General features: G+C 74.0%; 15 protein-coding genes. 9 read left to right on the top strand and 6 right to left on the bottom strand.

Annotated elements, in window-relative coordinates; all coding sequences use genetic code 11:
* Positions 1-32 precede the first annotated feature (32 nt).
* From fbaA to AB3388_RS25885, 3 genes are all read left to right on the top strand, one after another.
* Complete coding sequence (gene fbaA / locus AB3388_RS25895) at positions 33-1,067, top strand: class II fructose-bisphosphate aldolase (RefSeq protein ID WP_495408202.1); 1,035 nt, start codon at positions 33-35, stop codon at positions 1,065-1,067.
* Entirely contained in the window at positions 1,067-1,489 is a 423-nt protein-coding gene (locus AB3388_RS25890) for a DUF3151 domain-containing protein (protein WP_495408201.1), read from the top strand. Before fbaA ends, AB3388_RS25890 begins: the two co-directional genes overlap by 1 nt.
* Before the next feature lie 95 nt (positions 1,490-1,584).
* Entirely contained in the window at positions 1,585-1,728 is a 144-nt protein-coding gene (locus AB3388_RS25885) for a GPGG-motif small membrane protein (RefSeq protein WP_495408200.1), read from the top strand.
* A 15-nt stretch (positions 1,729-1,743) separates the two neighbouring features.
* Here the strand turns inward: AB3388_RS25885 and AB3388_RS25880 are convergent, their stop codons facing one another.
* The 3 genes from AB3388_RS25880 to AB3388_RS25870 form a co-directional block, all read right to left on the bottom strand.
* On the bottom strand, positions 1,744-2,562 hold the full coding sequence (locus AB3388_RS25880) for an ATP-binding cassette domain-containing protein (RefSeq protein WP_495408199.1): 819 nt from the start codon (positions 2,560-2,562) through the stop codon (positions 1,744-1,746).
* Positions 2,559-3,617 carry an ABC transporter permease gene (locus AB3388_RS25875; protein ID WP_495408198.1) on the bottom strand — a complete coding sequence of 353 codons (1,059 nt, stop codon included), beginning with the start codon at positions 3,615-3,617 and terminating at the stop codon, positions 2,559-2,561. The genes AB3388_RS25880 and AB3388_RS25875 overlap by 4 nt, the downstream gene beginning before the upstream one ends.
* A gap of 162 nt (positions 3,618-3,779) precedes the next feature.
* A complete protein-coding gene (locus AB3388_RS25870) occupies positions 3,780-4,397 on the bottom strand; it encodes a hypothetical protein (RefSeq protein ID WP_495408196.1) in 618 nt (205 codons plus the stop codon).
* A 67-nt stretch (positions 4,398-4,464) separates the two neighbouring features.
* On the opposite strand from AB3388_RS25870, the gene AB3388_RS25865 reads away from it, so the two are divergent.
* Complete coding sequence (locus AB3388_RS25865; protein WP_495408194.1) at positions 4,465-5,754, top strand: adenylosuccinate synthase; 1,290 nt, start codon at positions 4,465-4,467, stop codon at positions 5,752-5,754.
* 182 nt (positions 5,755-5,936) lie between these two features.
* On the opposite strand, the gene AB3388_RS25860 is transcribed toward AB3388_RS25865, so the two are convergent.
* A complete protein-coding gene (locus tag AB3388_RS25860; RefSeq protein WP_495408193.1) occupies positions 5,937-6,956 on the bottom strand; it encodes a glycerophosphodiester phosphodiesterase family protein in 1,020 nt (339 codons plus the stop codon).
* 96 nt (positions 6,957-7,052) lie between these two features.
* On the opposite strand from AB3388_RS25860, the gene rsgA reads away from it, so the two are divergent.
* The gene (rsgA, locus tag AB3388_RS25855; RefSeq protein WP_495408191.1) at positions 7,053-8,096 is read left to right on the top strand and encodes a ribosome small subunit-dependent GTPase A; all 1,044 of its coding nucleotides are present in this window, start codon (positions 7,053-7,055) and stop codon (positions 8,094-8,096) included.
* Between the two features lie 23 nt (positions 8,097-8,119).
* On the top strand, positions 8,120-9,391 hold the full coding sequence (gene purD / locus AB3388_RS25850; RefSeq protein ID WP_495408190.1) for a phosphoribosylamine--glycine ligase: 1,272 nt from the start codon (positions 8,120-8,122) through the stop codon (positions 9,389-9,391).
* Here purD and AB3388_RS25845 read toward each other — a convergent pair whose 3' ends face one another.
* On the bottom strand, positions 9,392-10,531 hold the full coding sequence (locus AB3388_RS25845) for a M24 family metallopeptidase (protein ID WP_495408189.1): 1,140 nt from the start codon (positions 10,529-10,531) through the stop codon (positions 9,392-9,394).
* Positions 10,528-11,433: an ABC transporter substrate-binding protein gene (locus tag AB3388_RS25840; protein WP_495408188.1), complete on the bottom strand. Its 906-nt coding sequence runs from the start codon at positions 11,431-11,433 to the stop codon at positions 10,528-10,530. Before AB3388_RS25840 ends, AB3388_RS25845 begins: the two co-directional genes overlap by 4 nt.
* Before the next feature lie 187 nt (positions 11,434-11,620).
* Between AB3388_RS25840 and AB3388_RS25835 the strand changes: the two genes are divergently transcribed.
* From AB3388_RS25835 to AB3388_RS25825, 3 genes are read left to right on the top strand one after another with little or no spacing between them, the layout of a single operon-like run.
* Positions 11,621-12,700, top strand: coding sequence for an alpha/beta hydrolase family protein (locus AB3388_RS25835; RefSeq protein WP_495408187.1), 1,080 nt, complete (start codon positions 11,621-11,623; stop codon positions 12,698-12,700).
* Complete coding sequence (locus AB3388_RS25830) at positions 12,697-13,650, top strand: NAD(P)-dependent oxidoreductase (protein WP_495408186.1); 954 nt, start codon at positions 12,697-12,699, stop codon at positions 13,648-13,650. The genes AB3388_RS25835 and AB3388_RS25830 overlap by 4 nt, the downstream gene beginning before the upstream one ends.
* The gene (locus tag AB3388_RS25825; RefSeq protein WP_495408185.1) at positions 13,650-14,900 is read left to right on the top strand and encodes a M24 family metallopeptidase; all 1,251 of its coding nucleotides are present in this window, start codon (positions 13,650-13,652) and stop codon (positions 14,898-14,900) included. Before AB3388_RS25830 ends, AB3388_RS25825 begins: the two co-directional genes overlap by 1 nt.
* Position 14,901 lies beyond the last annotated feature (1 nt).

The following is a 14,901-nucleotide window of genomic DNA, read 5'->3' as shown; positions in this document are numbered from 1 at the left end:
CGGTCCCGGAATCGACGCGAGGAGTGCCCCGGATGCCTATCGCGACCCCTGAGGTCTACGCCGACATGATCCGCCGCGCCAAGGAGGGCGGGTTCGCCTACCCGGCGATCAACTGCACGTCCTCGGAGACGGTGAACGCCGCGCTGCGCGGCTTCGCCGACGCCGGCAGCGACGGGATCATCCAGTTCTCCACCGGCGGGGCCGAGTTCCTGTCGGGCACCAGGGTCAAGGACATGGTCACCGGCGCGGTGGCGATGGCCGAGTTCGCCCACGTGGTGGCCGAGAAGTACCCGGTCAACGTCGCGCTGCACACCGACCACTGCCCCAAGGACAAGCTGGACAGCTACGTCCGCCCGCTCGTCGCGCTCTCGCAGGACCGGGTGACGGCCGGTCAGGAGCCGCTGTTCCAGTCGCACATGTGGGACGGCTCGGCGATCGACCTGCAGGAGAACCTGCAGATCGCCGAGGAGCTGATCGACAAGTGCGCGGCGGCCAAGATCGTCCTCGAGCTGGAGATCGGCGTCGTCGGCGGCGAGGAGGACGGCGTCTCGCACGACATCAACGACAAGCTCTACACCGCGCCCGGCGACTTCGTGGCCACGGCCAAGGCGCTCGGCCTCGGCGAGCGCGGCGTGTACCTGCTCGCCGCCACCTTCGGCAACGTGCACGGCGTCTACAAGCCGGGCAACGTGAAGCTGCGGCCGGAGATCCTCAAGCAGGGCCAGGAGGTCGTGGCGAAGGAGTTCGGCCTCGGCGACGGCGCGAAGCCGTTCAACTTCGTGTTCCACGGCGGCTCGGGCTCGCTGCAGTCGGAGATCCGCGAGGCGCTGTCCTACGGCGTGGTGAAGATGAACGTCGACACCGACACCCAGTACGCCTTCACCCGGCCGATCGCCGGGCACATGTTCAGCAACTACGACGGCGTGCTCAAGGTCGACGGGGAGGTCGGCAACAAGAAGGCCTACGACCCGCGCACCTACATGAAGCTGGCCGAGACGTCGATGGCCGACCGCGTCGTCCAGGCCTGCGAGGACCTGCTGTCGGCCGGCCAGTCGCAGGCCGGCTGATGACGCACTCGCACCAGAACCTGCTCGGCGAGCCGCCGGCCACGCTCCTGCCGCCGAACCCGGAGGCGGAGGCGGAGCTGGCCGACGGCATCCCCGCCGCGGAGGTGGCCGCCCACCACCCGACGTCCAGCGCGGCGTGGGCGGCCCTCGCGGAGGGGGCGATCAACCGCCCCGAGCGGCAGCTCGGCGACACGATCGAGGCCTACGCCTACGCCCGGACCGGCTACCACCGCGGCCTGGACGCGCTGCGGCGCAACGGCTGGAAGGGCTTCGGCCCGGTGCCGTGGTCACACGAGCCCAACCGCGGTTTCCTGCGCTGCGTCACGGTCCTGGCCAAGGCCGCGGAGGCGATCGGCGAGGTGGACGAGCAGGAGCGCTGCACCCAGTTGCTGCTCGACTGCGACCCGTCGCTGGCGCCTTGACAGGTTCTGCACAGGTTTGACCAGCGGTTTTCTGGGCAGGTAGTCCGGCGTTCGCACGAGCGGGGGAGACCGGGCCACCTCACCAGGAGGTCAGCATGACCACCCTTCTCTGGATCATCGCCGTCGTGCTCGTGGTCGCGGGGATCGTCGCGATCATCCGGCGTCAGCTGCTGTGGGGGATCGTCCTGATCGTCGTCGGCCTGCTCGTCGGTCCCGGCGGGGTCAGCGTCTTCTCGTAGCCCTCGTCACGTGGCTCAGCGCTCGCCCAGCTCGGGGTGCAGCGCGGTGAGCGCCGCGGTCAGCGCGGTGAGCTCCTCGCCGCCGGTCATCAGGCGGGTGAGGTCCTCGGCGTCGACGTCGTCCCGGGTCAGGCTTCCGGCGACCTGACCGCGGGCCAGCAGCAGGAACCGGTCGCCGACCAGGTGCGCGTACCGCGGGTTGTGGGTCACGAAGACCACGGCCAGGCCGCGGGCGCGGGCGGCGACGACCGACTGCAGCACGAGGGTGTGCTGCGCGACCGTCATGGGCGCCGTCGGCTCGTCGATGACCAGCACGTGCGCGCCGAAGTGCAGCGCCCGGGCGATGGCGAGGCTGTGCCGCTCGCCGGCCTGCAGGGCGCTGGCCGGCTGGTCGGGGTCCAGACGGGTCACGCCCACGCGGGCCATCGCCCGGATCGTGGTCTCCCGCGCCTGGGCCAGGTCGAGGCGGCGCAGCGGCCACACCCCGCGGGTGGGTTCGGCGCCGAGAAAGAAGTTGCGCCACACCGACAGCAGCGGCGCGACGGCGAGGTCCTGCCACACCGTGGCGATGCCGGCGGCCCGCGCCTGCTTCGGCGACCGGAACCGCATCGGGCGGCCGTCGAGCAGCAGCTCGCCCTCGTCGTGGCGCCGCAGCCCCGACAGGACGGCGACCAGCGTGGACTTGCCCGACCCGTTCTCCCCGAGGACGCAGGTGATCTCACCGGCGCGGAAGGGGACGCTCAGCCGGGAGAGGGCCGGCACGTTGCCGTAGTGGACGGTCAGCCCCCGCAGCTCGAGCACGGGCGCGGCCGCGCCGCCTCCGCCGTCGGTCACGATCGGGGCACCGCCTTGAGCCGGCGGCGGACGACGCCGCTGGCCAGCAGCGCCACCAGCAGCAGGACGCCGAGGAAGGCCTGGAACCAGCGCGGATCCCAGCCGGCCAGCGTGATGCCCTGGCGGACGACGGCGTAGAGCAGGGCCCCGATCGCTGCGCCGACCGCCGACCCGTAGCCGCCGGTGAGCAGGCAGCCGCCGATCACCGCCACGACGATGAAGTCGATCTCGCTGCCCAGGCCGGGGGCGACCTGCACCCCGCCGAGGCGGATCAGGCCCAGGGTGCCGAGCAGCCACCCCGCGACCGCGGTGAGGCAGAACAGCGTCACCGTCGTCCCCTTGACCGGGACGCCGAGCTCGCGGGCCGCGTGCCGGGCCCCGCCGCTGGCGAAGACGGCGTTGCCGAACCGCGTCCGCCACAGCACCCAGGTGGCCAGCGCGGTGACGCCCAGCCACCACAGCAGCGACACGCGGAACCGCCCGTCGCCCAACTGCACCGTCGACCCGAACAGCGCCTCCGCGGAGCTCCAGCCGGCCGCGGCGTCCAGGCCCTCGATCCGGGCCGATCCGGCGACCAGTTGGGTCCCGGCCAGGGTGGTGCCCTGCAGCACGAGGAACGTCGCGAGGGTCACCAGGAAGCTCGGCAGGCCGGTGGTCACCACCAGGAAGCCGTTGACCAGCCCGATCAGCAGCGCGGCGGCCAGCGACGCGATCAGCGCCGGCCACACGCCCCACCCGGCCTGCCCGATCAGCAGTGCGGTGACCAGGGAGCTCGCGACGGCGACCACGCCGACGGACAGGTCGAACTGGCCGGCGATGAGCAGCAGGGCCACCGGGACGCCGCCGATGCCCAGCAGCGCGGCGACGTCCAGGACGCTGGCCAGCCCGCCGGCCCCGAGCAGCTCCGGAGCCTGCAGGCCGAAGAAGACGACGAAGACCACCAGGCCGACCAGCGCGGCCAGGCTGGGCCGGGCGAGCGCGCGGGCGAGCAGCCGCCGGCCGGCGGGGGCGGTCGCGGGGGGCGCGCCGAACGCCGGGAGGTGGTCGGCGGTCACCGGTGCGGTACGCCGGTCGGGGGACAGGACGGCGGCAGCGGGACCTCCTCGCAGAGCCAGGGTGCGCTCCAGTGTCCACGACGGCCCCGGCGATGTGCTGGAGCGGCCCCGTTGCAGGGCCCCGCCGCGAGCCTGCGAGTGGTGGGGGGCAACGGGGTCCTTCTAAGGCTGCAGGCGCCAGCGCACGCGGTCGTCGGCGAACCACGTCCAGCGGGTGACCGGGCGGGGGTAGGGGACGCCGTCCCGGGTCACCCGCGCCGGGTCGCTGGCCACCTGCAGGGCGCGGCCCTTGGTCCGGCGGACCGGCCGCAGCGGGATGGTCATGACCGCGACGCCGATCGTGTCCACCGCCTGCCACTCGGGGCGGACGTCGAGCCGGGTCACCGTGCCGTCGGCGATCTTCATGTCGTCGTGGTGTGCCGCCAGGCCGAGCCGGCGGGAGAGGCCGCGGCGGGGGTCCTCGCTCCAGGCCTCCAGCCGGCCGTGGTGCAGCAGGACGCCGCCGTGGTCGTCGCGGACCAGGGTGAGCTCCCGCGGCGCGCCGGTGCCGATGCCCAGCGCGCGGGCCAGCCCGCCCGAGGCGGTGTCGTCGGCCGGCTCCCACGCGACCGGCACGTCGGCCGTGCGCCCCGTCCTGAGCAGCGCCGTCAGGACGGCGGCCAGGGCGGGGACCGGCCCGCGGACCACCACGGACTCGGCCCCGGTCGCCGCTGCGACGTCGTCCTTCCCGGGGGCCGAGCCGGGCTCCAGACCGCGCAGGTCGACCTCGACGGGAGGCATGCGGCTACCCTGCCACCTGCCAGCCGGGACCGGCCGGGAAGCTCGCGCGAGGAGATGACGAACGCCGATGCCGGCAGTCGTGCTGATCGGTGCCCAGTGGGGCGACGAGGGCAAGGGCAAGGCCACCGACCTGCTCGGGGGCCGGGTGCCCTACGTCGTCCGTTACCAGGGCGGGAACAACGCCGGGCACACGGTGATCACCCCGGACGGTGAGCGCTACGCGCTGCACCTGATCCCCTCGGGGATCCTGACGCCGGGCTGCACCCCGGTGATCGGGAACGGCGTGGTCGTCGACCCGGAGGTGCTGATCGGCGAGCTCGCCGGTCTCGAGGAGCGCGGGGTGGACACCTCGCGGCTGGTCATCTCCTCCGACGCGCACCTGATCATGCCGCACCACCGGGCCCTGGATAAGGTCACCGAGCGGTTCCTCGGGAAGCGGCGGATCGGCACCACCGGCCGCGGCATCGGCCCGGCCTACGGCGACAAGGTGGCCCGGGTCGGCATCCGCGCCCAGGACCTGCTCGACCTCGGCATCCTGCGGCAGAAGCTCGAGGGCACGCTGCAGGAGAAGAACCAGATCCTGGTCAAGGTCTACAACCGCCGCGCGATCGACGTCGACGAGGTCGTCGAGGAGTACGCGGGCTACGCCGAGCAGCTCAAGCACCGGATCGCCGACACCCGCCTGCTGCTGGGCAACGCGCTGGACGCCGGCGAGTGGGTGCTGCTGGAGGGCTCGCAGGGCACCCTGCTCGACGTCGACCACGGCACGTATCCGTTCGTGACGTCGTCCAACCCGACCGCCGGCGGCGCGGCCACCGGCTCGGGCATCGGCCCGACCCGCATCGAGCGCGTGGTCGGGATCCTCAAGGCCTACACGACCCGCGTGGGCTCGGGGCCGTTCCCGACCGAGCTGTTCGACGCCAACGGCGAGTACCTGCGCAAGCAGGGCGGCGAGGTCGGCGTCACCACGGGCCGGGACCGCCGCTGCGGCTGGTTCGACGCCGTCGTCGCGCGCTACGCCAGCCGGGTCAACGGGATCACCGACTACTTCCTCACCAAGCTCGACGTGCTCTCCGGCCTGGAGACGGTGCCGATCTGCGTGGCCTACGACGTCGACGGCGTGCGGCACGACGAGATGCCGATGACGCAGACGGAGTTCCACCACGCCACGCCGGTCTACGAGGAGATGCCGGGCTGGTTCGAGGACATTCGGCACTGCCGCACGTTCGACGAGCTGCCGGCCAACGCGCAGGCCTACGTGCGCCGGCTGGAGGAGCTCGCCGGCGCCCGGGTCAGCGTGATCGGCGTCGGCCCCGGCCGCGACGAGAACGTCGTCATCCACGACCTCATCGACTGAAGCGGAGTGCCCGGGGCGCGTTTTCCGCGCCCCGGGCACTCCGCATGTTCACCGACGCGAACACCGGCGCCCACGCGCGCAGCGACACCGCGACGACGGCGTCGTGGTCGGCGGCTCGGCACTCCCGGATGGTCGGCACCGCCGCATCGTGCTGGTGGTCGCCCGCTGGAGCCGAACGGTTCTCAGACGGCGACGAGCTCGGCGCGGGCCTGGACGGCGATGTCCGGGGAGTCGGTGATCAGCCCGTCGACGCCCAGGCCCAGGAGCAGGCGGGCCTCGGCCTCGGCGTGACCGAAGGCGGCCGGGTCGCTGCCGCGGCGCAGGTGCCGCGGCAGGTAGGCGTTCTCGGCGCGCAGCGTCCACGGGACGACGGCCAGGCCGGCGCGGTGCGCCTCGTGCACCAGCCCGGAGATGCCGACGAGGTGCTGCTCGGCGTCGCGCTGCAGGATCCGGTGCCGGCTGGGTGCGATGCCCTGCGCGTAGGTGGAGACCTCGCGCAGCCCGGCCGGGGTGATCAGCGCGTCGTAATCGGCGTGGTCGTCGACCAGCTGGAAGATCGCCGGCCCGCGGTCGCCGAGCTGCGCGCGCAGGGTGCGGAGGGCGGCGGCGTCGAAGGACTGCACGATCACCGGCCCGTCGGGGCGGACGGCGTCCAGGCGGCGCAGCTCGGCCGCGACCAGGTCGGTCATCGGCAGCCCGGCCTGCGCCGACCACGACGGCTTCTTCAGCTCGGCGAGCACGCGGACCTGGCGCTCGGGGGTGGACCGGCGGCGGGCCAGGTCGACCACCTCGGCAAGGGTGAGGATCCCGAACCGCCCGTCGTAGGCGGTGTTCAGCGGCCGCAGCTGCGGCATCCGCTCCACCGCCCGCAGGGTGCGCAGCTCGGCGAGGGTGAAGTCCTCGGCGAACCAGCCCGTGCGCTCGGCCCCGGCGACCTCGCGCGTGGTCCGGCGGGCGGCGAACTCGGGCCGGGAGCCCACGTCGGTCGAGCGGGAGAGCTCGTTCTCGTGCCGGACGACCAGCGCGCCGTCGCGGCTCACGACGACGTCGGGCTCGATGAGGTCCGCGCCGAGGTCGATGGCCAGCTCGAAGCTCGCCAGCGTGTGCTCGGGGCGGTAGGCGCAGGCGCCGCGGTGGCCGACGACGAGGGCCTGGGGAAGGCGGGTCACCGCGCGGAGGGCCGGCGACTCGGTCGCGTGCATGCCTTCGAGAACACCGGAGAAACCTGAACGTCGGGCAAACCTGAGCCGGTGATTCGCCCACAATTCGGGCGACAGCGCGCTGACCTGCGCGGCACCATGCCCCGCGTGACCGATCTCACCGCCCTCGGGTGGACGCCCGACCGGGTGGCCGAGCTGCCCCCGGGCACCGCCGCGGCCCGCGTGGCCCGGGTCGACCGCGGGCTGCTCACCGTGCTCGTCGCCGACGGCGAGCGGCGGGTGCACCCCGCCGCGGCCCTCTACGACGAGGCCGGTCTGGGCTCGCCGGCGGTGGGCGACTGGGTGGCACTGCGCGGCGAGCTGGCCGTCGCCGTCCTGCCGCGGCGCTCGGCGTTCACCCGCACGGTGGCCGGCCGGACGTCGGCCGCGCAGGTGGTCGCGGCCAACCTCGACGCCGTGCTGGTCGTCGATGCGCTGGCCGGCGCGGCCCGCCTGCGTCGCGTCGAGCGCTACCTCGCCGTGGCCTGGAGCAGCGGGGCCACGCCGGTCGTCGTCCTCACCAAGGCCGACCTGTGCGACGACGTCCCCGCCGCCGTCGCGGAGGTCGCCGAGGATGCGCTCGGCGTCGACGTGCTGGCGGTCAGCTCGGTCACCGGCGAGGGGCTGGACGCCGTCCGCGCGGCCGTCGGACCCGGGCGGACGGCGGCGATGGTCGGCCCCTCCGGCGTGGGCAAGTCCAGCCTGGCCAACGCGCTGGCCGGGTGCACCGTCGCGGTCACGCACGAGATCCGCGAGAGCGACGGCCGGGGCCGGCACACCACCACCGCCCGCGAGCTGCACCTGCTGCCCGGTGGCGGCCTGCTCGTGGACACCCCCGGCATGCGCGAGCTGGCGCTCTACGACGACCTCGACGGGGTGGACACCGCCTACGCCGACGTCACCGAGCTGGCCACGCGCTGCCGGTTCCGCGACTGCGCCCACCGGACCGAGCCGGGCTGCGCGGTCGCCGCGGCGATCGACGACGGCGCGCTCGACCCGGCCCGGTTCGCCGCCTGGCGCAAGCTGCAGCGCGAGGCCCACCGGCAGTTGCTGCGGGTCGACGCGCGGGCGCGGGCCGAGGAGCGGGCGCGCACCCGCGCGTTCTTCCGGTCGCTGCGGGACCAGCCGAACCGTCTGCGGTAGCACGCTGGGTAGGGTCGCCGTCCGTGCGCGTGCTCGTGATCGGCTCCGGCGCCCGGGAGCACGCCCTGTGCGTGGCTCTGTCCTCCGACCCCGCGGTCGATGCGCTCGCCTGCGCGCCCGGTAACGCCGGCACGCGCGCGGTCGCCGAGCCGCTCGCGGTGACCGTCGGCGACCCCGACGCGGTGGCGGCCACGGCACGGGAGTGGGGCGCCGACCTCGTGGTCGTCGGCCCCGAGGTGCCACTGGTCGCGGGGGCGGCGGACGCCGTCCGGGAGGCCGGGATCGCCTGCTTCGGCCCGTCGGCGCAGGCCGCGCAGCTGGAGGGCAGCAAGTCCTTCGCCAAGCACGTGATGGCCGCGGCCGGGGTGCCGACGGCCCGCTCATGGCCGATCGGCGGCCCCGCGGAGCTCGAGACGGCACTCGACGAGGTCGCCGTCGTCTCGCCCGGGATGCCCTACGTGGTCAAGGACGACGGCCTGGCCGCCGGCAAGGGCGTGCTCGTGACCCCCGACCGCGACGCCGCCGCCGCGCACGGCCGCGCGGTGCTCGACGCCGGGCACGCGGTGCTCATCGAGGAGTACCTCGACGGGCCCGAGGTGTCGCTGTTCGCCGTCACCGACGGCACCACGGTGCTGCCGCTGGTCCCCGCCCAGGACTTCAAGCGCCGCGACGACGGCGACGGCGGCCCGAACACCGGTGGCATGGGCGCCTACGCGCCGCTGCCCTGGGCGCCGGCGGGGCTGGTGGACGAGGTGCTGCGCACCGTGCTGCAGCCGACGGTCGACGAGATGCGCCGCCGCGGCGAGCCGTTCACCGGCCTGCTCTACGCCGGGCTCGCGCTGACCTCCCGCGGCGTGCGGGTGGTGGAGTTCAACGCCCGCTTCGGCGACCCCGAGACGCAGGTGGTGCTCCCGCTGCTGGAGACGCCGCTGGCCGGGCTGCTCCACGCCGCGGCCACCGGCACGCTCGCCGAGCACCCGCCGCTGCGGTGGCGGGACGGCGCCGCGGTGACCGTCGTCGTCGCCGCCTCCGGCTATCCCGAGCGGCCGCGCACCGGCGACCCGATCACCGGGGCGGACGGCGAGGGCGTGCTGCACGCCGGCACCGCCGTGGCCGCCGACGGCGCCGTCGTCTCCTCCGGCGGGCGGGTGCTCTCCGTGACCGCCGTCGGCCCCGACCTCGCCGCCGCCCGGCAGCTGGCCTACGAGCGGGTCGCCGGTGTCCGGCTGGCCGATGCGCACTGGCGCACCGACATCGCGCTGGCCGCCGTCGAGGACCGGATCACCGTCGGCTGATCACGCCATCCGGCCGAGGCCGCGCGGGAAGGCGTGCAGCCGCTGGCAGCCGTCGGCCGTGACGTGCAGCAGCTCGCCGGTCTGCACGCCGAGCGACCCGTCGGGCAGCGTCACGTTCGGCTGGACGACGACGGTCATCCCCTCGGCGAACCGCAGGTCCGGCAGCGGCTCGAGCGTGCGGCTGCGGGAGCCGAGCACCGGCGGCAGGTAGGCCCCGCCGAGCCCGTGCACGAGGTCGTCGACGGTGGTGAAACCGGCGTCCTCGATGACGCCCGCCGCGTCGACCACCTCGGCGGGGGTGACGCCGGGCGCCAGCAGCGCCTCGATGCGGGTCAGCGCCTCCTCTGCGACCGCGTGCAGCTCGGCGACCAGCGGGGTCGGGTCGGCCGCGACGGTGAACGTGCGCAGCAGCTGGCCCGGGTAGTCGACGCCCCAGCTGGTCGACAGCTCGCAGGACAGGACGTCGCCGGCCCCCAGCCGCCGCTCGCTCGGCCACTGCGCCGGCACGCACTGGGCCGGCGCGGCCATCGAGGTGAACGCGAAGTAGTGGATGTAGTTGGCGCCGCCCTCGGCGACGTACGCGCCCTCGACCAGCGCGCCGAGCTCGTACTCGGTCGTCCCGGGCCGCGCGCCGTCGGCGAGGGCGCGCATCGAGCGGTCGGTCAGCTCCGCGGCCCGGCGCAGCCAGTCGACCTCCTCGGCGGACTTGCACAGCCGCAGCCGGGTGTACGCCGCGTTGAGGTCGACCAGGGTCAGCCCCGCCGCGCGCAGCCCGTCGGCCATGCCGAACGGCACCGGGCCGATGACGCCGACCTGCGTCGCGCCGCGGCGCCGCAGCTCCTCGGCCACCGTCCGGCCGGTCGGGCCGGCCCAGCGCACGTCGGCGTCCCGGGCGATCCGGCGGGCCTGCGGCACGTGGTTGTGGAAGTGGACGAGCAGCGCGTCGGTCTCGCCGGGGGTGTGCACGACGGCGGCTTCGCGGGTCACCGGCCAGCCGGTCAGCCACTGGACCGCGCTGCCGGAGCGGTTGGCCCCGTAGAGCAGGGCGTGCCCGGCCCCGGCCTCGGCGAGGACGGCGTCGATCGCGTCGCGCCGGCGGGCGGTCTCGGCGGCGCTGAACGCCGGGGGAGCGCCGGTCACCGGGCGAGCAGCCCGGACGAGGCGTCCAGCGGGCGGTCCAGGACGTCGGCGCCGTCGACCACCTCGGGCAGGAAGCGGCGGCGCAGCGCGGCGATGGTCGCCAGGGCCGCGGGGTCCACCTCCCCGCCGGGGATCAGCCCCTCCGCGGGGTCGCGCAGCCGTTCGACGTAGCGGCCGGCGAGCTCGGGGGAGACGTTCAGCCGGGCGGCGGCCTCCTCCGCGGCGACGTCGTCCACCCGGCCGGCGAGGACGTCGTCGATGGTCCGGTTCAGCGCACCGGCCAGCGCCCGGGCCTGCGCGAGGTGCTGCTCACCGGCCACGGCCAGCACGGTGCCGAGGTAGGGCGCGGTGACGTCGGCGACCGCGGCCAGCCGCGGACAGCCCTGCTCCTCGGCGACCAGCTCGTTGCCGGCGTTGAGCATGGTCGCGTCGCACGCGCCCGACAGCAGGGCGGTCAGCCGCTTCGGCGTCGAGCCCAGCGCCACGAGCTCGTACTCGTCGCGGGAGACGCCGAGGGACTCGGTCAGCGCGTACATCGCCAGCGCGAAGCCCGACGAGGGGACGTCGACGCCGATCCGCGCGCCGCGCAGCGCCTCCGGGCCCTCGATCCCGCGCCGGCCGTACAGGGCCAGCCCCATGCCGCGGTCGACCGCGCTGACCATGCGGACGTCGAGCAGCTCGCCGAGCGGGTTGGTCGGGCTGAACCGGTAGGCGAGCACGTTGTCGGGGCTGGTGAAGGCGACGTCGAGCTCATCCGCGAGCAGGGATCTGAACTGGCCCGGGGAGGAGGCGACCGGCACCTCCTCCGGCTCCAGGTCCACCTCGGCCAGCCGGCCGGTGCGACGGGCGATCGAGAGCAGCACGGACGGGCTGAAGGCGCCGACGACGAGACGGGCAGGCACGCAACCTCCTGACGAGGACCACTGGGGCCAGCGAGTATGCCGTTCTGCAGTCGATTGCACCAGAGGACCATCCCGGCCTGGGCGTGCTCTGCCGCAGAACCTCGGGGGCGGGTGCTTGACAGGCGGGGCCCCGCGATAGGACCCTGCTGTCGCGTTGCACAATCGATTGCAGAGCCGGAGGGCGTGGATGGACGAGCGCGTGGCATCGGCGATCGCGCACTGGGGGCCCCGCTTCACGACCAACGGCGTCACCGTCTCGGACTTCCAGACGGTGACCGCCCGGGTCGAGCGCTGGGCGGACTGGTGCGCCGCCTGGTCGGACAAGGGTGCCGAGCACGAGGCGCTGGGTCGCCGCGCCCTCGCCGACGGCCGCCTGGTCTCGGCCGGCCAGCACCTGTCCCAGGCCGCGGTCTACTTCCACTTCGGCAAGTTCGTCTTCGTCGAGGACGTCGACCAGATGCGCGCCGCCCACCAGCGCGCGGTCGCCTGCGCCACCGACGCGCTGCCGCACCTGCAGCCCGCGGGCCGCCGGGTCGAGATCCCCTTCGAGGGCACCCGCCTCGTCGGCGTCCTGCGCCTGCCCGGCGGCGAGGGCCCGTACGCGACCGTCGTCCTGCTGCCCGGCCTGGACTCCACCAAGGAGGAGCTGCGCTCCACCGAGGAGACCTTCCTCGAGCGCGGGCTGGCCACCTTCAGCGTCGACGGTCCCGGCCAGGGCGAGGCCGAGTACGACCTGCCGATCCGCGGCGACTGGTCCGGGCCGGCCGAGGCGGTCCTCGCCACCCTCGAGGGCCTGCCCGAGGTGGACACCGGCCGCGTGGCGATCTGGGGCGTCAGCCTCGGCGGCTACTACTCGGCGCGGGTCGCCGCGGCGCTCGGCGACCGCGTGCGCGCCTGCGTCGCGCTGGCCGGCCCGTACGACTTCGGCGCCTGCTGGGACCGGCTGCCGGCGCTGACCCGGGCCACGTTCCAGGTGCGCTCGCGCGCCGGCAGCGACGACGAGGCCCGCGCCATCGCGAGCACCCTGTCGCTCGAGGGCGTCGCGGAGAAGATCACCGCCCCGCTGCTCATCGTCTTTGGCCGGCAGGACCGGCTGATCCCCTGGCAGCACGCCGAGCGCCTGCGCGACACCGCGGGTGGCGAGGTGGAGCTGCTGATGCTCGAGGACGGCAACCACGGCTGCGCCAACGTCGCCCCGTGGCACCGCCCGTACACCGCCGACTGGCTCGCCGCCCGCCTGACCGCAACCGCTAGGAGCACGCAGTGAACACCACCACCCCCGTCGAGTCGGTCGGCTGGATCGGCGCCGGCCGCATGGGCGCGGCCATGGCCGCCCGCCTGGCCAAGGCCGGCGTCAAGGTCACCGTCTGGAACCGGACCAAGGCCAAGGCCGAGCCGCTGGCCGAGGTCGGCTGCGCCATCGCCGACACCATCTCCGAGCTGCGCGGCCTCGACGCGGTCTTCGTCATGGTCTCGACGTCGAAGGACCTCGAGCAGGTGCTGCTCGGCGAGGGCGGGCTGCTGGAGAACCCCGAGGACCTGCCGCGGATCGTCGTCGACTGCTCGACGGTGGACCAGGCCGCCTCCGAGGCGATGCGCGCCGCCTGCGAGGAGCGCGGGGTCGCCTTCCTCGCCGCGCCGGTCAGCGGCAACGGCAAGGTGGTCAAGGCCGGCATGCTCAGCCTGGTGGCCTCGGGCCCCGAGGAGACGTTCCGGCAGGTGGAGCACCTGCTCGGGCACATCGGGCAGCACGTCACCTACGTCGGCGAGGGCGACGTCGCCCGGCTGGTGAAGATCTGCCACAACCTCATGCTCGGCGTCGTGACCCAGTGCATGGCCGAGATCACCGTGCTGGCCGAGAAGGGCGGCGTCCCCCGGGCGGCGTTCCTCGAGTTCCTCAACAACAGCGTGATGGGCTCGGTGTTCACCCGGTACAAGTCGCCGGCGTTCGTGAACCTGGACTACACGCCGACGTTCACGCCGATCCTGCTGCGCAAGGACTTCGACCTGGGCCTCGCCGCCGCGCACCAGCTCGACGTCCCCATGCCCGTGGCCGCGGCGACCGCCCAGGCGGTGCAGGCCAGCGTGAGCAGCGGCCGGGTGGAGGAGGACTTCTCCATCCTGCTCGACCTGCAGGCGCACAACTCGGGGCTGGCCCTGACCTCCGAGGACGTCGCGGTGGACGACGGCCTCAGCGCCGCGGAGCAGGGCGCCTGATGACCGCCCCCGGCGTCCGGCCCTTGCCGGCGCCCGGCCACATGGGCGTCGACTACGAGCAGCGGGTCGACTTCGCCCGCCTCCGCGACTACCGGCTCGGCCGGGCCAAGGCGTCGCTGGAGGCCAGCGAGTGCGGCGCCTTCCTGCTCTTCGACTTCTACAACATCCGCTACACCACGCAGACGTGGATCGGCGGTGCGCTCGGCGACAAGATGATCCGGTACGCCTTGCTGGCTCGGGGCAAGGACCCCGTGCTCTGGGATTTCGGCTCGGCCGTGAAGCACCACCAGCAGTACTCCCAGTGGGTGCCGACCGAGAACTACCGTGCCGGCTTCCTCGGCTTCCGCGGAGCCGTCGCACCGACGGTCGGCCTCATGGCCGATGCGGTCGCGGAGATCAAGTCGCTGCTCGTCGAGGCGGGCGTGGCCGACATGCCCGTGGGTGTCGACATCGTCGAACCGCCGTTCCTCTTCGAGATGGAGCGTCAGGGCCTCCGGGTGGTCGACGCCCAGCAGCTCATGCTCGACGCCCGGGTGATCAAGTCACCCGACGAGATCGTCCTGCTCAACCAGGCGGCGGCCATGGTCGACGGCGTCTACCAGGACATCGTCGAGATGCTGAAGCCCGGGGTGCGGGAGAACCAGATCGTCGCGCACGCCAACAAGCGGCTCTACGAGATGGGCTCCGACCAGGTCGAGGCGGTCAACGCGATCTCCGGTGAGCGGTGCAATCCGCACCCGCACAACTTCACCGACCGGCTGATCCGCCCGGGCGACCAGGCGTTCTTCGACATCATCCACTCCTACAACGGCTACCGGACCTGCTACTACCGGACCTTCGCCGTCGGCAGCTCCACCCCGGCGCAGCGCGACGCGTACACGAAGGCGCGCGAGTGGATGGACCGCGGGCTGGCCGGCATCAAGGCCGGCGTGGGCACCGACGAGGTCGCCGCGCTGCTGCCGAAGGCCGAGGAGTTCGGCTTCGAGAACGAGATGCAGGCCTTCGGGCTGCAGTTCGCCCACGGTCTCGGCCTCGGCCTGCACGAGCGGCCGATCATCTCCCGGCTCAACAGCATGACCGAGCCCGTCGAGCTGCAGGAGGGCATGGTGTTCGCCCTGGAGACCTACTGCCCGGCCAGCGACGGCTTCTCCGCCGCGCGGATCGAGGAGGAGGTCGTCGTCACCGCCGACGGCCCGCAGATCCTCACGCTGTTCCCCGCGCAGGACCTCGTCGTCACCAACCCGTACTGAT

This window comes from Geodermatophilus sp. SMS 5-13 (assembly GCF_059428245.1).
This window is presented reverse-complemented; position numbering and strand designations above follow the sequence as displayed.

Coding starts and splice junctions, on each gene's coding strand:
- fbaA (WP_495408202.1), top strand. CDS start 33: ATGCCTATCGCGACCCCTGAGGTCTACGCCGACATGATCCGCCGCGCC.
- AB3388_RS25890 (WP_495408201.1), top strand. CDS start 1,067: ATGACGCACTCGCACCAGAACCTGCTCGGCGAGCCGCCGGCCACGCTC.
- AB3388_RS25885 (WP_495408200.1), top strand. CDS start 1,585: ATGACCACCCTTCTCTGGATCATCGCCGTCGTGCTCGTGGTCGCGGGG.
- AB3388_RS25870 (WP_495408196.1), bottom strand. CDS start 4,397: ATGCCTCCCGTCGAGGTCGACCTGCGCGGTCTGGAGCCCGGCTCGGCC.
- AB3388_RS25865 (WP_495408194.1), top strand. CDS start 4,465: ATGCCGGCAGTCGTGCTGATCGGTGCCCAGTGGGGCGACGAGGGCAAG.
- AB3388_RS25860 (WP_495408193.1), bottom strand. CDS start 6,956: ATGCACGCGACCGAGTCGCCGGCCCTCCGCGCGGTGACCCGCCTTCCC.
- rsgA (WP_495408191.1), top strand. CDS start 7,053: ATGCCCCGCGTGACCGATCTCACCGCCCTCGGGTGGACGCCCGACCGG.
- AB3388_RS25835 (WP_495408187.1), top strand. CDS start 11,621: ATGGACGAGCGCGTGGCATCGGCGATCGCGCACTGGGGGCCCCGCTTC.
- AB3388_RS25825 (WP_495408185.1), top strand. CDS start 13,650: ATGACCGCCCCCGGCGTCCGGCCCTTGCCGGCGCCCGGCCACATGGGC.